Here is an 18,937-nt window from a genome sequence, read left to right on the forward strand (position 1 = left end):
TCTTTCTCCTTAGTCTGCGTAAATATCTTCAAATGCTGATTCAAGTGGTGGGAATGGACTTTCTTCCGCAAATTTAACAGAAGCTTCTACTGCTTCCTTGACTTGCGCTTGGATTTCTTCCAATTCTTCGGCACTTGCAATAGTGTTTTCAATGAGGTACTTGCGAAGGTTTTCGATCGGGTCTTTTTGTTTCCACAACTCCACTTCTTCACGCGTACGATATTTACCAGGGTCAGATGATGAGTGACCGAGCCAACGATAAGTGACACTTTCAATCAAGACTGGACCATTACCACTGCGAACATGATCTACGGCTTTCTTAAATCCTTCATAGACGTCGATGACATTGTTACCGTCTTCGATGAACATTCCAGGAATTCCATAAGCAGCGCTACGTTGATGGATATGTTCTACATTAGTCATTTTCTTGATATCCGCAGAGATACCGTAACCGTTGTTAATGCAATAGAAAATGACTGGCAGGTTCCAGATAGAAGCCATATTTACTGCTTCGTGGAAAACACCTTCGTTGGTCGCACCATCTCCAAAGAAGCAGACAACGATTTTACCAGTATTTTGCATTTGTTGACTGAGGGCCGCACCGACAGCGATTCCCATACCACCACCTACGATACCATTGGCACCAAGGTTACCAGCATCAAGGTCAGCAATATGCATAGATCCACCTTTACCTTTACAGGTTCCAGTATATTTACCGAGGATTTCAGCCATCATTCCATTGAGGTCAATTCCTTTGGCAATAGCTTGCCCGTGACCACGGTGGTTTGATGTGATCAAATCGTCTGGGTTGAGAGCCAACATAGCACCCACGTTAGCTGCCTCTTCTCCAACAGAAAAGTGCGTCATTCCTGGCACTTTCCCTTTCTTTACTAATTGCGCAATTTTTAAGTCCATACGACGGATTTCTTCCATCTTGCGGAACATTTCTAGCAAAAGATTTTTATCTAAAGTTGACATCTTCTTGCCTTTCTAACTTTCTTCTTACCTTACTATTTTACCGTTTTTGGCAAATACTGTCAAAGTTTTTCTAAAAGAAATTTCACAAAATAAAAAAGAAAACCCCATGAAAACAAGGGATTTTCTTATCAAGAATATTTTTTCACAAACTTTTTAGCGTTTGGATTTTTCTAAAGATTCAAATCTCTTCATAATCACAGTTAAACGCCAACGGTAGAGAACCCCGCTCACGATTAGACTAATAATCAAACCAATCCAGTAGGAATAAGCTCCAAAATCTGTTAGAGAGTCGAATACCATAGCTACTGGGATTGCTACGCCCCAATAACCAACCAAACCAAGGTAAAAAGGAATAACGGTATCCTTATAGCCGCGTAAAATTCCCTGGAGCGGTGCCGCAAAGGTATCTGCTAACTGAAAGAAAAGACTATAAGATAAAAAGCGCGCTGTCAAATCGATAAATTCTGGGTCGTTACCATAAAGACTGGCCACATTTCCCCTAAAAATGTAAAGGAAAGATAAGGTGAAGGCCGCAAAAATGAGGGCTGTCCATCTTCCTAAACCAATATAAGTTTTTGCATCATCAAATCGCTTGGCTCCCACTTCATAGGAAACGACAATAGCCATAGCTGATGAGATACTCATAGGAAAGGCGTACATAAGACTTGAAAAGTTCATGGCTGACTGGTGACTAGCGATAATCAAGGACGAGAACTTAGCCATAATCAAGCCAACCACGGAGAAAATAGCCACTTCTGCGAAGACAGTTCCCCCAATAGGCAGACCTAAACGAACTCCTTCCTTGATTTTATCCATATTAAGAGGAATGCGTTTCTCAAGATGTAAGGCTTTGAGCTTCTCCTGTTTAAATAAAACCAGAACAGAAATCCCAAGTAAGACCCAATAGGCCAAGGAAGTACCTAATCCAGAGCCAGCACCTCCCAACTCTGGAACACCAAAGGCCCCGTAAATCAAGAGATAGTTAAATCCACTATTGAGAGGAAGTAACAAAAGCATGAGGTACATAGACAGTTTGGTTAGCCCTAGAGAATCCAGCAAGGATCGAATGACACTAAAGAGCAACAAGGGGATAATTCCGATAGATAAAAACCAGAGATAACGAACCGCTACTGCTGCCACAGGAGCTTCTAGTCCAATATGATTCAAAACAGGTGGTGCCAGGAAAAGTACTAATCCCAGCAAGACCACGGATAGACCCAAGGCAAGATAAATGAACTGGTAAAAATCAGATGCAACTTCTTCCTTTTTCCCTCTCCCAAGATGGTGACCAATGATAGGCACCAAGGCTGACACAATCCCTGTTAGGAAGGTAAAGAAAGGATTCCAGATACTGGTTGCCATAGATACACCAGCCAAGTCCATGGTATTGTATTGACCTGTCATAGTCGTATCAACAAAGGAGGCAGAATAATTGGCAAATTGATAAATCAGGATAGGGAAAAATATCTTTAAAAATAAGATAAACTTGTCTTTGAAATGATGGGTTTGGTACATATAGGCTCTCTATTCTTTTTGTTTACAGAGCAGACTCCCCCTAGTTTTGATAGACGATTTGTCCCTTACAGATGGTATATTTAACCTGCCCTTTTAAGGTTTCACCGATGAATGGTGAATTAGCTGCTTTCGAAGCAAAATGGGAGTCCACAAGGCGGTCAGCCTTAGCATCAAAAATAGTGATATCTGCTGGACCATTCTCAGCCAAGTAACCTGCTTCAAAGTTGTAAAGTTTGGCTGGGTTGTAGGTCATCTTTTCAAGCAATTCCATCAAGGTCAATTCCCCAGCTTCTACCAAATAAGTTAAACCGAGAGAAAGAGATGTTTCCAAACCAGTCATACCAGATGGCGCTTTGGTAATATCCTCGACATTTTTTTCATCCGCATGGTGAGGCGCGTGATCAGTTGCGATAACTGTGATAACACCTGACTTGAGACCTTCGATAACGGCACGACGGTCTGATTCCAAACGAAGTGGCGGATTCATCTTAGCATTGCTTCCTTGTGTCAAAAGGAGCGCTTCGGTCTTAGAAAAATGCTGTGGCGCTACTTCTGCTGTGACTTGCGCACCCAAACTCTGAGCGAACTCCACTACTTTAACACTTTCTTCCTTAGATAAATGTTGGATATGAACATGAGCCTTGGTCGCATAGGCAATCATGACATCACGCGCCATCATAGCATACTCAGCCACCCCAGTTGCACCACAGATATGGAAATGTTCTTTAGCAATATTTTCGTTAAAGCCAAGAACACCGTTCAATCCTGGATCTTCCTCATGGAGACTAATAAAGGTATTGAGTTTTTTGGCTTCTTCCATGGCTTCCTTGACAACTTTACTACTTTCAAGTGGGATACCGTCGTCTGAGAAACCAACCGCACCAGCTGCTAAAAGTACCTTAAAGTCAGTCAAATCTTGACCATTAAAATTCTTAGTAATGGTCGCAACCGTCTTGACATTGATTTTTTCCTTGGCAGCTGACTGGAGAACTTCTTGTAAAGTCTCCACATCTGAAATAGTTGGACTAGTATTAGCCATCATGACAACCGTTGTAAAACCACCTGCAGCGGCTGCTAGGGCACCAGTATGGATATCCTCCTTGTGGGTCTGACCAGGTTCACGGAAATGAACATGAATATCGACCAAGCCAGGAGCAACTACAAGACCAGTAGCATCAATTATTTCTGCTCCTTCTTCTTTGATCTCAGGCGCAATTTTGACAATTTTCCCATCTTGAACTAAGACATCACACACTTGATCCAAACCAGACTTGGGATCCATTACACGACCATTTTTGATTAGTAGCATCTGCTTTCTCCTTTATTCATAGAAATCAACTTGGGTATCCAACAATTTATCCCCATCATAAACAAACTTGGCTGAAAAGAAGGGTTTATCCTCTAAAAGCCACTCAACAAAGGTATGGTCACCTTCCCAAGTCGGCTTGCTCAAAACCTCGTCATAGGGAACCCATTCTAACGTCCCCTCATTACAGTCAATCAAATCCCCCTCAAACTCTGTCACCTTAAAAACATAGGTGTACCAGTCTAAATCTGGTGTGAATTCAGGAAAAGTGATGACACCTTTTAGAACTGGCTTGGCTTTGAGCCCTGTTTCTTCAAGGATTTCACGCACCGCGCATTCCTGAGGGGTCTCACCTCTTTCTAGCTTACCACCCACACCAATCCATTTACCCGCATGGACATCATTTGGCTTTTTATTGCGATGAAGCATGAGCAGTTCTTTCCCGTTATCAATGTAGCAAATCGTCGCTAACTGAGGCATATTCTCTCCTTATCTAAGCCAATCGATTGGCTCTTGTCCTGTCTCTTTTAAGAATGCATTGGCCTTGGAAAAAGGCTTGGAACCCCAAAATCCTCTATAAACTGATAAAGGACTGGGATGGGCTGATTCGATAATCAAGTGATGAGGATTGGTAACCAAGACCTTCTTCTTGCGTGCATAAGCTCCCCAGAGTACAAAAACGACTGGTCTATCTAGTTGATTGACCACCTGAATCACAGCATCCGTAAAAGGCTCCCATATCTGACCAGCATGACCATTGGCCCGTCCAGCAGGAACCGTCAAACAAGCATTGAGAAGCAAGACTCCTTGCTCAGCCCAAGATGTCAAATCATGAGATTTCTTAACACCGATATCATCTGACAACTCTTTCAAGATATTTTGCAAGGAAGGCGGAGCTGGGATAGAGTCAGGAACAGAAAAACTCAAGCCCTGCGCTTGACCTGGTCCGTGATAGGGGTCTTGTCCTAGAATCACCACCTTAACATCTTCAAGCGGTGTTGTCAATAGAGCCTGAAAAACCTTTTCCTTGGGCGGATAAACAGTCCCTTGAGCATAGACTTGCTCCATAAACTGATTGATTTTCCTAAAATAACCCTCAGGTAATTGCTCCTTAATCAAAGCATGCCAAGACGAGTGTTCCATAGCCGACTCCTTCATTTTTACTGCCTCTATTATAGCAAAAAGTGGCTGTCTAAACCACTTTTTACAGTTTATCTAAACAATGCATCAACTCTTGGTAAGAATGAACTTCGTAAGTCGGCTGGGCTTGTGTGTGATTTTCGAGGTTATGAGGATTGTACCAGATAGTGTCTATCCCCGCATTATTGCCACCTTGAATGTCGGCGGTTAGAGAGTCTCCAATCATCAGCGTCTTTTCTTTGCTAAAGCCTGTAATCTGCTGACCGATTTTTTCATAAAAGAGGGCATCAGGCTTTTGTGTTTGTAGCTGTTCAGAGATAAAAACTTGATTGAAATAAGGTGCTAGACCAGATTGAGCCAAACGCCCTGTCTGAATGGCAGTAATACCATTTGTCGCAGCATACAGATCATAATCTCGCTCGATGAGACTGTCTAAGAGTTCATGAGCGCCTGAAAGAGTTTGTCCCTGTTGTGCGAGGTAAAATTGGTAACGTTGGGCTAGAAAACTACCGTCTTTTTCCTGTCCAAAGTGAACAAATAAACGAAAAAAGCGCGTGTTAACCAGCTCTTGTTTACTGATTTTCTTTTGCTCTAAGTCCTTCCAGAGAGCCTTGTTCATAGGAACATAGTAGTCTTTATAATCCTGAATATCTGCAACTCCTTCTTCTTTTAGAAGTTGCGTCAAAGCCACATCCTCAGCAGCATCAAAATCAAGAAGAGTGTGGTCGAGGTCGAAGAGTAGAAATTTGTAAGACAATTTGGTGTTTTCCTTTCTAGGATAAAGAACTTTCACTTCATTCGGTTGTTTAATGTAAAAACTTAAAAGTGGTAAAGTATAACAAAAATAATCGTTCCAATTGATTAACTAACCCATACTATTCTAGTCAAGTTTATTTTTATTATAGAAAAACCTTCTATAAATTCGAGCAATAGTTAAAATACCTACAAATATGACTCCCAAAATAGATAATACTATTTTCACAAAATTCATTTCAGAGCCTATTACATAGATATGAAAAAGAGGGGCTAGTCCTACACATAGAGACAATAGATAATTTATAAAGTTTATCTCACCAATTCCTGCAAAAAAATGTTTCATTTTAAATATTCCAATTTTACCTTTCATCTTAGTAATCCACTAGCAAATCTATTGACTTCTCTTTTTTTTGAAAAATCTTGACAACAAATTTACTCCACTTAATGCTATTAAGACTTCAATGGGCAAAAAATAGTAATCCCATATCAAATGAGAAATCAGCAATGTTAGAAATAGTATACAGTCGATATAACTATTCTGAAAATACTCTGTAATTACATAATACAGAAACACCACAACCATCAAAATTAAAATAAGCATCATAATACTATCATCCTGTTCTTAATTTATTGTCACTTTTTCCATCCCATCCCATTCCATTCATCAATAGCATGAAAAAATCCAATCAATAAATGATTACCTACTCACTAATACTATTCTAAAATTTAATTTTTTGGGGGATTTAGTAACCCAATACCAATTAGCAATACACCTAATATAAATAAAAGCATTTCCCAAAATTTATTCTCAGTTTTAATAAAAGGTATAAGATACATACTAACCAATATGGAACTTACTCCTAAAAGAGCAAAGACCATTCTGATTTTATCACTTAGTTTAAACATATTTAATTCCCCATAAAATAAGCATTGACTACGTTTACTGTAATATTCCCCGTCTTTATGTAGAGATAACCCCATCAAGACACCTCATCTCTTCTTACTCAATAGCAACATAATTATTTGGTGATACGAGTTTCATAAGATTTCTCCTCTTTAACGTTGCATGGTTAGGATAGTTCTCTAATAAGTAATCGTCGACTGCGTTTAAAGCACTTTGTTACCTAGATAAGATATCCTTTCACTATTTAATTTTAAGGAGAAGTAAGATTTAACCATATTTATCTCATTTCTTATTTTTAAATAATTCAAACTCTTTTTCTCTGATAAAGGGAAGTGAGAAATTAGAAAAAATTAGTAGAATTGAAAATAGGTATCCATCTTTTTGCATTGCTAAAACATAGCCTAAAAATAAATAAACAATCAAATCTAGTACAAAAAGAGAAAATATCCTCCTTTTCATTACCTCACTTGTCTTAAAGATTCTGTTTAATAGAATCTTTATCGTAGTATCTACACAAATTTTTATCAAAAAGATAAGAGTCAATACACGATTAGCAACTGTACCATGAAGAATAAATGGAAATATAGTTAATATAAAACTAGAAATCTCTAAATATTTTATCCAAGGAGATTGAGACATCTTACTTTTAAACTGACTGATTTTCCTATACTCACTAGCTAATCTAGTATCAAAATCTTTACCAATTTTATTAAAGATTAAAAACTCTAGGATAAAATTACTGATTAATACGATATAAGTAGAAACGTTTCCTGGGAAATATTTATTGATTAAAATCGGGAAACTCATTAACAGAATTGAGTTTATAGCCAGACAAATGGATACTATTTTATTCTTCACTGAATATATAGGTAGCGATACTATCGAATAGAGAAACGCTAAAAAAATAAGCAAGAAATACTCAGTGTTGCTAATTACTGGGGCTCTTAATGATAAAAATAGATAGGCACTCCACACGATAATATGCGCTTTACGAATTAAGTCTAAATTACTCATCTACCTACTCCTAAAATGCAAAAGGAATCCATTTTTAGTTTACATTCTCTTTCAAACAAGTCATAAGCATTTTATGATATTTCCTTCTTCTACATTAGGTAAAGTTGAAATACATTTTTGCAAGTGAAAATATAATTGTTATTTGCAGTAGCCAAAAATCTATCCCTCTTCTAGACATAAACCAAGTCAGGTTAAAGATACAAATATAATGATAAGGCTTTCTTTTACTTTAGACTACCATAAAACAAGGAATCTTTCAACATAATTCATTGGCAAACTACTATTCTAGAAGATTGACAGCCCAAATCTTTCAGAATAGAACAATCCTAACTATCGAATATCCCAACTTCATAAATATCTATGCAATTCTAGAGCTAGAATTGTCCAAAAATGACGATAATTAAGCTATTCGAAGCTTAGAAGGACCTTTGGTGAATTTCAATAGCACTTCAACTAGCTATTCTTACAATTTCTCTGATGGGCTTTGAGTTTTTTCAGAGCCCAATCATAGTGGCTGGAGGTGCTACTGACAAAGTAGGAACCCAGACTTGTCCCTCCTGTCCACTTATAGACACCTTTGGTAAAGAGTTCGTCATTGCTAAAAACTTCTATCAACTCTAAAACCTCTTTATGCGATTGCTCTAGTAGTCTAGTCGCTTCTTCTAAAGAAGTTTTCTGGTGCTTCTTCCAAAAAGCGACATTCATTTGTCCATAAGTTTTCCAATTATAAGACTCAGGTAGAAAAGGTTTCTCATGACCCTTTTGATTAGAATGGACCCAAGTCAAAAGTAACTGCTGCCATTCATAAAGATGAATCAGGACATCCCGTAGATTTTTGTCTCTATTCCAGTGAGCTTCCTTTTTCTTTTGGTCTCTTGAAAAATCAAATGGAGTCTGTAGCTCATCTTCACTTAGTTGGGAGATGAAGAGGTTAAGTTTTTCATAATTTTCCTTAGAGGCCAGCATTAGCTCCTCTTTTGTTTTCAGTCTAGGCACAGGAGTACTCCCTTCATATCTCTAGTTATTATTAGAAATTTTTTATCCTTTAAATCTCTATAACTTATCCTTTAATTTCTCAACAAAGAGATAGGCTGCTGGACAGGTCAAAGTATTCTTAATCGTCAAATGGTTGATTTGATGGATCTTTTTGCGATCAGTATGAGGGAATTCACGACAGGCTTTTGGACGAACGTCATAGATGGAACAGAGATTATCTCCTCCTAGAAAGGGACAAGGCATGGATTTAAAAACCTTATCACCATCTTCATCTACTTGCAAAAACTCTGCTTCAAAAGCAGGTAATTTCATCTTAAAGTACTTGGCGATTCGTGTAATATCCGCTTCTTTAAAGTCAGGCCCCAATGTCTTGCAACAGTTGGCACAGGCCGTACAATCAATCTCCGCAAAGACTTCTTGGTGAATCTGCTGGGCTATCTTATCTAGATTTTTTGGTGGCTTTTTCTTTAAATTGGCCAAAACTTTTCGATGCTCCTTCTGCTTTTGTACGGCTAGCTGGTGGTAATACTCAATATCAATTTCTTTAGACATGATTTCTCTCTGATTCAAATATTTTTGTCTATTATACCATAAATTCTGCCCCTTTTTTGCCCCCTAAATACAAAAATAGCCCTTCGGATAAAATCCGAGGGGCTAGAAACGTTGTTAAATCAACGGCCGAACTTTTGAATTTCAAGGTTCGGGATAAAATAGTTCACTGAACTATTTTATTTTTTAAGGTTATAGAATGATTTCAATCCACGGTATTCAGCTACTTCACCAAGTTGGTCTTCGATGCGAAGCAATTGGTTGTATTTAGCGATACGGTCTGTACGTGAAAGTGAACCAGTCTTAATTTGTCCTGCGTTAGTTGCAACTGCGATGTCAGCGATTGTTGAATCTTCAGTTTCACCTGAACGGTGTGATACAACGGCAGTGTAACCAGCTTCTTTAGCCATTTCGATAGCTTCAAAAGTTTCAGTAAGAGTACCGATTTGGTTAACTTTGATAAGGATTGAGTTAGCAGCACCTTCTTGGATACCACGTGCAAGGTAGTCAGTGTTTGTTACGAAGAAGTCGTCACCAACAAGTTGTACTTTCTTACCAAGACGTTCAGTAAGAGCTTTCCAACCATCCCAGTCATTTTCATCCATACCATCTTCGATAGTGATGATTGGGTATTTGTTAACCAATTCTTCAAGGTAGTCGATTTGTTCTGCAGATGTACGAACAGCAGCGCCTTCACCTTCAAATTTAGTGTAGTCGTAAACTTTACGTTCTTTATCGTAGAATTCTGATGAAGCACAGTCAAATCCGATAAATACGTCTTTACCTGGAACATATCCAGCAGCTTCGATCGCAGCAAGGATAGTTTCAACACCGTCTTCAGTTCCTTCGAAACGAGGAGCGAATCCACCTTCGTCACCTACGGCAGTTTCCAAACCACGTGATTTAAGGATTTTCTTAAGAGCGTGGAAGATTTCAGCACCGTAACGAAGAGCTTCTTTGAATGTTGGCGCACCAACTGGCAAGATCATGAACTCTTGGAAAGCGATTGGAGCGTCAGAGTGAGAACCACCGTTGATGATGTTCATCATTGGAGTTGGAAGAACTTTAGTGTTGAATCCACCAAGGTAGCTGTAAAGTGGGATTTCAAGGTAGTCAGCAGCAGCACGAGCTACAGCGATAGACACACCAAGGATTGCGTTTGCACCCAATTTACCTTTGTTAGGAGTACCGTCAAGTGCGATCATAGCACGGTCGATAGCTTGTTGGTCACGTACATCGTAGCCGATGATAGCTTCAGCAATGATGTTGTTTACGTTGTCAACAGCTTTTTGTGTACCAAGACCACCGTAACGAGATTTGTCACCGTCGCGAAGTTCAACTGCTTCGTGTTCACCAGTAGAAGCTCCTGATGGAACCATACCACGTCCGAAAGCACCTGATTCAGTGTAAACTTCTACTTCAAGTGTTGGATTACCGCGTGAGTCTAGGACTTCGCGAGCGTAAACATCAGTAATAATTGACATTTTTTACTCTCCTTATGAGTTAAATTTTTTACACCTCTATAATACCTTAAAACCCCTCCTTTTTCAAGAAAAAACGTTATCTTTGTGCAAATTTTCCTTAACTTTATAAAGTAATCGCTTTCTTTTGTCTGTTTTATTCTAACTTTTATGATATACTGTTTTCATGACAGATTTATCAAAACAATTACTTGAAAAAGCTCATGGTGGGCCAAAATTAAATCCAGATGAGCAAAGACGCTATCTTGGTACCTTTGAGGAAAGAGTTCTTGGATATGCAGATATTGATACGGCAAATAGCCCTCAGCTAGAAAAAGGCTTTTTATCTATTTTAGAAAACCTTCAGGAAAAAGCAGAACCACTATTTGTGAAGATTTCACCAACTATCGAATTTGACAAACAAGTTTTCTACTTAAAAGAAGCTAAAGAAACTGATAGTCAAGCTACCATTGTATCTGAAGAGCATACTTCTTCTCCTTTTGGCCTGATTATCCATAGCAATGCACCAGTACAAGTAGAAGAAAAGGACCTTCGACTTGCTTTTCCAAATCTTTGGGAAGTTAAAAAGGAAGAACCAGTCAAAACATCCTTCTGGAAGAAATGGTTTGGCTAAATCTTACTCAGACTTAATAAACGCCCAATATTGGCAGCCGTGTGCTCCAGATAGAGACTGGCATTTTTCAGACTATCTTCTAAAGGTTCACTTTTCTCCAAAATAGAAAAGGCAACTTTGATATTTTCAAATGGTAAGGGAGGTAAATCTTCAGCAAGACTACCGCAAATAGCAATGACAGGAACTCCGACAGGGGTTCTTTTTGCAACACCAATTGGTGCTTTCCCAACTAAACTTTGACGATCTAACCTTCCTTCTCCTACAACAACCAAGTCAGCATGTAAAACTTTCTTATCAAAGTTGATCAAGTCCAGGCAGGTAGCAATTCCAGACACGATATTTGCCTGAGCAAAGGCACACAAACCGCCAGCAATGCCTCCACCAGCTCCTGCTCCTTTAATTTCCAATGTTGCAGGTGAGACTTTTTCATAAAAATCTTGGATTGCCTGATCTACGACTGCAAACATAGTAGGATGTAAACCTTTTTGCTTTCCAAAAGTGTAGGTAGCACCTTGAAGACCACATAAGGGACTCACGACATCTGCTAAAATACGAATTTGAACATCTTCAGGAATTTCATAGCGATTTTCTGTTGACATAGAAGCTAAGTTTAATAAGGACTGACCGCAAGCGGACAAGACATTTCTATCCCTATCATAAAATCGATAACCCAATCCAGCAGCGATCCCAATTCCTCCGTCATTACTGGCCGTGCCACCAACGCCGATATAGATTTCTTTAATCCCTTGAGAAATAAGATGGCGAATCAACTCTCCAATACCACTAGTTTGGATTTGAAGTGGATTTCGTTTCTCTAGCGTAATTTTTCCAAGGCCAACCAAATCAGCAACTTCAAATAGTGCCAGTCCCCCTTTTTGAAAATAGCGCATGGCTTCTTTTGGTCCAAAAGGTCCTGTAACTTGGATCCATTTTTCTTCAAAGTCAATAGAATGTCTAATAGCATCTACAGTACCTTCTCCCCCATCACCAACGGGACAGAGGAGACATTCTACATTTGCTATTGATTGTTGGAAGCCTCTTTTTATTGCTTCAGCTACCTCTTCAGCCGTCAAGCTTTCCTTAAATGAATCTGGTGCAATTACAATCTTCATATTTTCCCTCATTCTAAAAAACCAATCAAAGGAAGAACTTCTAAAAAATCCCTCTTGTCAACATGATTTGGTATTTCTTTTTTGAGTACCTCTTTGGCACAAAAGGCAATTCCTAGTCCTGATGACTTCAACATCAATAAATCATTGGCCCCATCACCGATTGCAATCGTTCTTTCTTTAGGAAGATTTAGTTTCTCTCTCCATTTTTCCAGAGTCTCTTTTTTGACCTGGGGACTGATAATTTGTCCAACTAATTTCCCTGTTAGATGACCGTCTTTATCTTCAAGCTGATTGGCAGAGAAATGGGCAATGCCAAGTGATTTTGCTAATTTATCAACTATTGGTGTAAATCCACCAGACACCAGACCAACTAGGATGCCATTCTTTTGGAGAATAGAGATGAATTCTGGAACATTTGGCGATAGATGAATAGAGTTGAAGACTGTATCAAAGACCGAAATAGTAAGGCCTTCCAACAAGGACACTCTGTCTCGTAAACTTCTTTCAAAGTTCAACTCTCCTCGCATTGCCCGACTTGTAATCTGTGAAATTTCCTTCTCACGACCTGCCTCTCTACCCAAAAGATCAATCACTTCTTCTAGAATTAATGTTCCATCAACATCCATGACACACAAACCTTTTACTTGAGACATATCTTCTCCTCTCTAAACAGCCCAAAAATCGTATGAAGTCATCATACGATTTTATCTATTAATTAACTAAACTATGGTACAAGTCAAGGTATGACCTGCAGGCTGTATCCCATGAGAAATCACACTCCATAGCTTGTTTTTGTAGATTTCGCCAAACATCAGGATGGTTTCTATACAAGTCCAAAGCTGTTTGGAAAGTCCAATTCAACCAGTAAGGAGATAAATTGTCAAAGCTAAAGCCAGTACCGCTTCCTTCAATTGGATTGAAAGCGCGAACGGTATCTCTCAAGCCTCCAACTTCATGGACCAACGGCAAGGTTCCGTAACGCATAGCCATCATTTGAGACAAGCCACACGGTTCAAAACGACTCGGCATGAGGAAGAGGTCACAAGCAGCATAGATTTCTTGAGCTAGTTTGACATCAAAAGTGATATTTGCTGATAGCTTGTCTGGGTAGATTTGAGCAAACCATGAGAAAGCTCCTTCAAAGACTGGATCACCAGTTCCCAAAAGAACAATCTGAACATCTTCTTGCAAGATATGGTGCAGACTTTCCACCACCACATCAAAACCTTTTTGGCGTGTCAAACGAGAAACAATTCCCACCAGTGGAACGTCAGATCTAACTGGCAAGCCAACTCTTTCTTGCAAGTTTGCCTTGTTTTGGGCTTTTCCAGACAAATCTTCCTGATTGAAATGATAGTCTAAAAGAGCATCCGTCTGAGGATTATACAGGTCAGCATCAATCCCATTCACGATACCAGAAACTTTACCAGACTCCATTCGAAGAATCTGATCCAAGTTACATCCAAACTGACTAGTCATAATTTCATGGGCATAGCTAGGCGAGACAGTTGACACACGATCCGCATAGAGAATACCTGCCTTCATCCAATTCAGACAGTTATTCCAGCGAAGGGTACCATCAGCGTAACGTTCGAAGCCAACTCCAAATAAATCACCCAACATTCCTTCTGAAAATTGTCCTTGGAATTCTAAATTATGAATGGTTAAAACAGTTTTAATGCCCTCATAGGCTTGAATCCAACGATATTTTTCCTTCAACAAGAAAGGAATCATAGCTGTATGGTAGTCATGAACATGGAGAAAATCAGGAATAAAGTCAATCCTTTCCATAGCCTCAATGGCAGCCAGTTGGAAAAAGGCAAAGCGTTCTCCGTCATCAAAATCACCGTAAACATGACCACGGAAGAAATAATATTGATTGTCAATAAAGTAGAAGGTTACACCATTTAATACTGTTTTCTTAATTCCACAATACTGTCTGCGCCAACCAACACTCACCTCAAAATGAAGAACATCTTCAATCTGATTTCCAAATTTAGCCTCTACCATGTCATAGTAGGGTAAAATTACTGCAACTTCATGTCCCGCTTTTACTAGTGATTTAGGAAGAGCGCCAATGACGTCTCCCAAACCACCTGTTTTTGAAAAGGGTGCACCCTCAGCTGCTACAAATAAAATTTTCATGAATGAATATCCTCTGTTACTTTAGCACCTTTCTTAACAACGACTGGATGTTCTGCAGTTCCACGGATCACAACTCCATCCGCAACTTCAACACCCTTGTCCAAGATAGCATATTCTACCTGAGCACCTTCTCCAATAACAACACGAGGGAAGAGTAGGCTATCTTTAACCAAGCTATCCTTGTAAACATGAATATTACGTGATAGAACAGAATTAGCTACTTGACCTTCAATGATACTACCAGAAGCAAACTGAGATGTGCTTACCTTAGATGTGTTAGCGTAGTAAGTTGGTTCTTCGTTCTTAACCTTTGTATAAATCTTTTGGTTTGGAGTAAAGAGTGAGTAGAATTTCTGTGATTCAAGCATATCTTTGTTAGCTTGGTAATAAGACTCTACAGAATGAATATTTGCAAGGTAGCCTGTGTACTCGTAGGCAAAAGCCCATTCTTTTGCAGCCAAATCCCGTAAAACATAGCGCAATTTCTCTGGATGTTCTTTCTTAGCTTCTTCTTCTAAGCGTTCAATCAACCAAGGGGTATCAACGACAAAGATATCTGTAGACATATTGTAAACTTCATCTGTTGATTTGCTGTCAAAAAGTTTATGAGAACGGACATGGTCTGTTTCATCCACTTCCAAGATTGCGTTTACTTCTGAAATATCTTTCTTAGGAAGTTTCTTATAAACAACTGTAATAGGTCCCTTCGTTGTGTTATGAAGGTGGAACACTTGGTTCAAATCAATATTAATCAAAACATCACAGTTGAGTGATACTGTTTGGTTTGACCCAGAGCGTTTTAAATAGGTGAGCAGCTGTTGATAATATTCTTTTCCTACTGTGCTACTCTCAACGCGTGTATTATAAATTCCTAGATAATAGTGACTAAGAAGAGTGGACAAGCCCCACTCACGCCCTGAACGGATATGGTCAAAAACAGAACTAATATTATCCTGCTGAAAAATACCAAAAACACTACGAACACCAGCATTGGCAAGACTTGAGAGCGGGAAGTCAATCAAACGATATTTACCGCCAAATGGCAAACTAGCTACTGGACGGTGGTCTGTCAATGTTGACATATCATGAAAACCAACTGTGTTTCCTAAAATGGCAGAATATTTATCAATCTTCATCTGTTGCTACCCCCACTACTTCATTATATCCTACAACTTGTACTTCTTCTGTTCCATCAATTTCGACACCATCAGAAATAACTGCACCTTCACCAATAATGGCACGTTTGATTTTAGCTCCGTGTCCAATAATGGCTCCACTCATGATAACCGAATCTACTACTTCTGCTCCTTCGCGAACTTGCGCCCCTGTTGAAAGGATAGAGTGTTTAACAGTTCCATCTACAAAACAGCCATCTACAACCAAGGAATCTTCCACATGAGCATTTGCCCCAAGGAAGTTTGGTGGTGAAATTAAGTTTCTTGAGTAAATCTTCCATTGACGGTTACGGCTGTCCAAGGCATTTTCTGGAGAAATGTACTCCATATTCGCTTCCCAAAGCGACTCAATAGTACCAACGTCTTTCCAATAACCATTAAATTCGTAGGCATAGACACTTTCACCTGACTCAAGGTAATTTGGAATGACATTTTTACCAAAGTCTGACATATCGACATTGCTCTTTTCAGCAGCGACTAACATATTGCGGAGACGTTGCCAATCAAAGATGTAAATCCCCATAGAGGCTTTGGTAGATTTAGGTTGGGCTGGTTTCTCTTCAAATTCAACAATGCGGTTATTGGCATCTGTATTCATGATACCAAAACGGCTAGCTTCTTTAAGAGGAACATCAAGAACTGCTACTGTCAAACTAGCATTATTATCCTTGTGAGACTGGAGCATAGCATCGTAGTCCATCTTATAGATATGGTCACCCGAAAGAATCAAAACATATTCAGGATTGACACTATCGATGTAGTCGATATTTTGATAAATAGCGTGACTAGTTCCTTCAAACCAACGATTTCCTTCACTTGCAGAATATGGTTGAAGGATAGAGACACCAGAATTAATACCATCTAGACCCCAACTTGAACCATTCCCAATATGGTTGTTGAGAGCAAGTGGTTGGTACTGTGTAATGACTCCAACATTGTTGATGCCTGAGTTGGCACAGTTTGAAAGAGCAAAGTCAATGATACGGTAGCGCCCACCAAATTGCACAGCTGGTTTTGCAATGCTTTGAGTGAGTTTACCGAGACGAGTTCCTTGCCCACCAGCAAGAATCAAAGCTAACATTTCATTCTTCATTTTCTACTCCTTTTTGGTTTTTACTTGTGACAGTTTTAGTAGGTTTCAAGCGACGTTTGATTTTCCAAACACTTGCTCCCATAGCAGGTAGGGTAAAGGTCAAGGTCTGCTCATAATCTTTCCATAGTCCTTCTTGCGTTTGCACAGTTTGATTATGTTCTTTCCAAACGCCTCCCCACTCTTCTAACTCAGTATTCCAGACTTCTTCGTAAATCCCTGCAACAGGAAGGCCGATTGTAAAATCTTTTCGTTCAACAGGTGCCATATTAAAGACACAGACTAACATATCGCCCTTTTTACCCTTACGGATGAAGGACAGAACACTCTGGTCTCGATTATCCGCATCGATGATTTCTATACCATCATAGCTGGTATCGATTTCCCACAGACAGCGATGGTCTTTGTAAAACTGGTTTAGCTGAGAAGTGAAATACTTCATCTTAGCATTCATTGGATCTTCTAGATTAGACCATTCCAACTGTTCTTCAGATTTCCATTCTAGGAATTGCCCATATTCACTACCCATGAAGAGCAATTTTTTACCTGGGTGACAAATTTGGTAAGTGTAGAGATTGCGCAAACCTGCGAATTGATTGTAGCGATCTCCCCACATCTTGTGCATCATACTCTTCTTGCCGTGAACCACTTCATCGTGTGAGAATGGTAGGAGATAATTCTCCTTGAAAACATACATAAAGCTAAAAGTCACCAGGTTAAAGTCATATTTACGATAAATCGGATCTTCTTCATAGAAACGGAGGATGTCATTCATCCAACCCATATTCCATTTGTAGTCGAAGCCAAGACCATCTGAATCCTTAGTGTCAGTAATCTGAGTAGCTGATGAACTTTCCTCAGCTATCATCATAACGTCTGGATGAGCTTGTTTAATAACATCATTCAAGCGTTGAAGGAAATAATATCCCTCGTAGTTGAGATTGCCCCCATCTTTATTAGGCGTCCATGGAGCATCGTCGTAGTCAAGATAGAGCATGTTGCTAACCGCATCCACGCGAATACCGTCCAAATGGTAAAAGTCAATCCAAAACTTAATACTAGAAATCAAGAAAGACTGGACTTCATTCTTTCCAAGGTTAAAATTGAGTGCTCCCCAACCATAGTTATGAGCCTTATTATGGTCTTGGTATTCAAAAGTCGGTGTTCCATCATAATAGGCCAAGGCATCATCATTGATAGTAAAGTGACCAGGTACCCAGTCTACAATAACGCCTATATTGTTTAAGTGACATTCCTCAACAAAATCTTGAAACTCTTCAGGGCGACCATAGGCATGCTCTAGAGCAAAGTAACCCATAAGCTGATAGCCCCAACTCAAACCTAGTGGGTGAGACATCAAAGGCATAAACTCAATGTGAGTATAGTTCATATCAACCAAGTAAGGAATGAGTTCATCTTTCAATTGAGCAAAACTATAGGGGCTACCATCAGGATTTCTCTTCCAAGATCCAGCATGGACCTCATATATATTGACAGGACGCTCTTCAAAGCTAAAGCGTTTTCTACGGGCTAGCCAGAGTCCATCCTTCCATTTCTTTTCTGGAATATCTGTTAAAATAGCCCCAGTACCAGGTCGTGCCTCATATCGAATAGCCAAAGGGTCAATCTTCATCAGCTGATGACCATTTGCACGCGTGATATGGTACTTATAAATTTGGTCTTCTTGAGCAAGACTGGTAAAGACTTCCCAGACTCCAAATTCATTCCGTTCCATCAGAATTTGATTTTCAACCCAATTGGTGAAATCCCCTACCAAGTGAACAGTCTGAGCATTAGGTGCCCAGACACGAAAAGTATAGCCATACTCTCCATTTTTTTCTTCCCTATGTGCTCCCAGATAGTGCTGGAGGTGAAAATTTTCACCTGTCTTAAAGGTTTCTAAAGCTTGTTTCTTATCCATACACCCTCCTATTTCTGTAAGCGTTTTCTATAGATTTATTATACTACCTTTTTAGGGAAGATTCAAGTAAATTACGGAATTTGCTAAAAATTCTTTTGAAAGTCTTCAACAAATTCACTGATGTATTCACTTGTAAATCAAGAAATTTTCAGAAACGCTTTGAAAACGAAATGTTTTTTTACAATACTATCATAAAGTTCGTTATTTTACTAACAAAAAAATAATTTTAAGTAAAAAAATAA

19 protein-coding genes are annotated in these 18,937 nt (G+C 39.2%); 1 reads left to right on the top strand and 18 read right to left on the bottom strand.

Annotated features, from left to right (window positions below):
• Positions 1 to 9 precede the first annotated feature (9 nt).
• From MK482_RS02475 to eno, 12 genes are all read right to left on the bottom strand, one after another.
• Entirely contained in the window at positions 10 to 978 is a 969-nt protein-coding gene (locus MK482_RS02475) for a thiamine pyrophosphate-dependent dehydrogenase E1 component subunit alpha (RefSeq protein WP_049515224.1), read from the bottom strand.
• Between the two features lie 153 nt (positions 979 to 1,131).
• On the bottom strand, positions 1,132 to 2,493 hold the full coding sequence (gene pdrM, locus MK482_RS02480; protein ID WP_268717894.1) for a sodium-coupled multidrug efflux MATE transporter PdrM: 1,362 nt from the start codon (positions 2,491 to 2,493) through the stop codon (positions 1,132 to 1,134).
• Positions 2,494 to 2,533: 40 nt separating this feature from the next.
• On the bottom strand, positions 2,534 to 3,802 hold the full coding sequence (locus tag MK482_RS02485) for a dihydroorotase (protein ID WP_268717895.1): 1,269 nt from the start codon (positions 3,800 to 3,802) through the stop codon (positions 2,534 to 2,536).
• Between the two features lie 12 nt (positions 3,803 to 3,814).
• A complete protein-coding gene (locus MK482_RS02490; protein WP_124787666.1) occupies positions 3,815 to 4,279 on the bottom strand; it encodes an NUDIX hydrolase in 465 nt (154 codons plus the stop codon).
• A gap of 9 nt (positions 4,280 to 4,288) precedes the next feature.
• Positions 4,289 to 4,942, bottom strand: a complete 654-nt coding sequence (locus tag MK482_RS02495) for a uracil-DNA glycosylase (RefSeq protein ID WP_124787667.1) — start codon at positions 4,940 to 4,942, stop codon at positions 4,289 to 4,291.
• 61 nt (positions 4,943 to 5,003) lie between these two features.
• Positions 5,004 to 5,696 (bottom strand): YjjG family noncanonical pyrimidine nucleotidase, encoded by a 693-nt coding sequence (locus MK482_RS02500; RefSeq protein ID WP_124787668.1) that lies wholly within the window; start codon positions 5,694 to 5,696, stop codon positions 5,004 to 5,006.
• 123 nt (positions 5,697 to 5,819) lie between these two features.
• Positions 5,820 to 6,038, bottom strand: a complete 219-nt coding sequence (locus MK482_RS02505) for a hypothetical protein (RefSeq protein WP_124787725.1) — start codon at positions 6,036 to 6,038, stop codon at positions 5,820 to 5,822.
• Between the two features lie 48 nt (positions 6,039 to 6,086).
• Positions 6,087 to 6,299 carry a hypothetical protein gene (locus MK482_RS02510; RefSeq protein ID WP_124787669.1) on the bottom strand — a complete coding sequence of 71 codons (213 nt, stop codon included), beginning with the start codon at positions 6,297 to 6,299 and terminating at the stop codon, positions 6,087 to 6,089.
• Between the two features lie 582 nt (positions 6,300 to 6,881).
• Positions 6,882 to 7,613: a hypothetical protein gene (locus tag MK482_RS02515; RefSeq protein WP_124787671.1), complete on the bottom strand. Its 732-nt coding sequence runs from the start codon at positions 7,611 to 7,613 to the stop codon at positions 6,882 to 6,884.
• 453 nt (positions 7,614 to 8,066) lie between these two features.
• Entirely contained in the window at positions 8,067 to 8,609 is a 543-nt protein-coding gene (locus tag MK482_RS02520; RefSeq protein ID WP_124787672.1) for a ClbS/DfsB family four-helix bundle protein, read from the bottom strand.
• Positions 8,610 to 8,666: 57 nt separating this feature from the next.
• Positions 8,667 to 9,161 (bottom strand): YkgJ family cysteine cluster protein, encoded by a 495-nt coding sequence (locus MK482_RS02525; RefSeq protein WP_124787673.1) that lies wholly within the window; start codon positions 9,159 to 9,161, stop codon positions 8,667 to 8,669.
• Positions 9,162 to 9,337: 176 nt separating this feature from the next.
• Complete coding sequence (eno, locus tag MK482_RS02530; RefSeq protein WP_000022813.1) at positions 9,338 to 10,642, bottom strand: surface-displayed alpha-enolase; 1,305 nt, start codon at positions 10,640 to 10,642, stop codon at positions 9,338 to 9,340.
• A gap of 163 nt (positions 10,643 to 10,805) precedes the next feature.
• On the opposite strand from eno, the gene MK482_RS02535 reads away from it, so the two are divergent.
• Complete coding sequence (locus tag MK482_RS02535; RefSeq protein WP_124787674.1) at positions 10,806 to 11,252, top strand: YueI family protein; 447 nt, start codon at positions 10,806 to 10,808, stop codon at positions 11,250 to 11,252.
• Here the strand turns inward: MK482_RS02535 and MK482_RS02540 are convergent.
• Genes MK482_RS02540 through glgB form a run of 6 tightly spaced genes read right to left on the bottom strand, consistent with a single transcriptional unit; the run spans position 11,249 to position 18,695 of the window.
• Positions 11,249 to 12,364 (bottom strand): glycerate kinase, encoded by a 1,116-nt coding sequence (locus tag MK482_RS02540; RefSeq protein ID WP_125411401.1) that lies wholly within the window; start codon positions 12,362 to 12,364, stop codon positions 11,249 to 11,251. The two genes, MK482_RS02535 and MK482_RS02540, sit on opposite strands and share 4 nt — an antisense overlap.
• Before the next feature lie 8 nt (positions 12,365 to 12,372).
• A complete protein-coding gene (serB, locus tag MK482_RS02545; RefSeq protein ID WP_125411402.1) occupies positions 12,373 to 13,017 on the bottom strand; it encodes a phosphoserine phosphatase SerB in 645 nt (214 codons plus the stop codon).
• A 58-nt stretch (positions 13,018 to 13,075) separates the two neighbouring features.
• Entirely contained in the window at positions 13,076 to 14,509 is a 1,434-nt protein-coding gene (gene glgA, locus MK482_RS02550) for a glycogen synthase GlgA (protein ID WP_125411403.1), read from the bottom strand.
• On the bottom strand, positions 14,506 to 15,645 hold the full coding sequence (gene glgD / locus MK482_RS02555) for a glucose-1-phosphate adenylyltransferase subunit GlgD (RefSeq protein ID WP_125411404.1): 1,140 nt from the start codon (positions 15,643 to 15,645) through the stop codon (positions 14,506 to 14,508). The genes glgA and glgD overlap by 4 nt, the downstream gene beginning before the upstream one ends.
• Complete coding sequence (locus MK482_RS02560) at positions 15,635 to 16,777, bottom strand: glucose-1-phosphate adenylyltransferase (RefSeq protein ID WP_000787283.1); 1,143 nt, start codon at positions 16,775 to 16,777, stop codon at positions 15,635 to 15,637. The genes glgD and MK482_RS02560 overlap by 11 nt, the downstream gene beginning before the upstream one ends.
• Positions 16,767 to 18,695 carry a 1,4-alpha-glucan branching protein GlgB gene (glgB, locus tag MK482_RS02565; RefSeq protein WP_268717896.1) on the bottom strand — a complete coding sequence of 643 codons (1,929 nt, stop codon included), beginning with the start codon at positions 18,693 to 18,695 and terminating at the stop codon, positions 16,767 to 16,769. Before glgB ends, MK482_RS02560 begins: the two co-directional genes overlap by 11 nt.
• Positions 18,696 to 18,937: the final 242 nt, after the last annotated feature.

The sequence above is a fragment of the Streptococcus mitis genome (assembly GCF_026782865.1).
In the GTDB taxonomy this organism is placed as follows: domain Bacteria; phylum Bacillota; class Bacilli; order Lactobacillales; family Streptococcaceae; genus Streptococcus; species Streptococcus mitis_CG.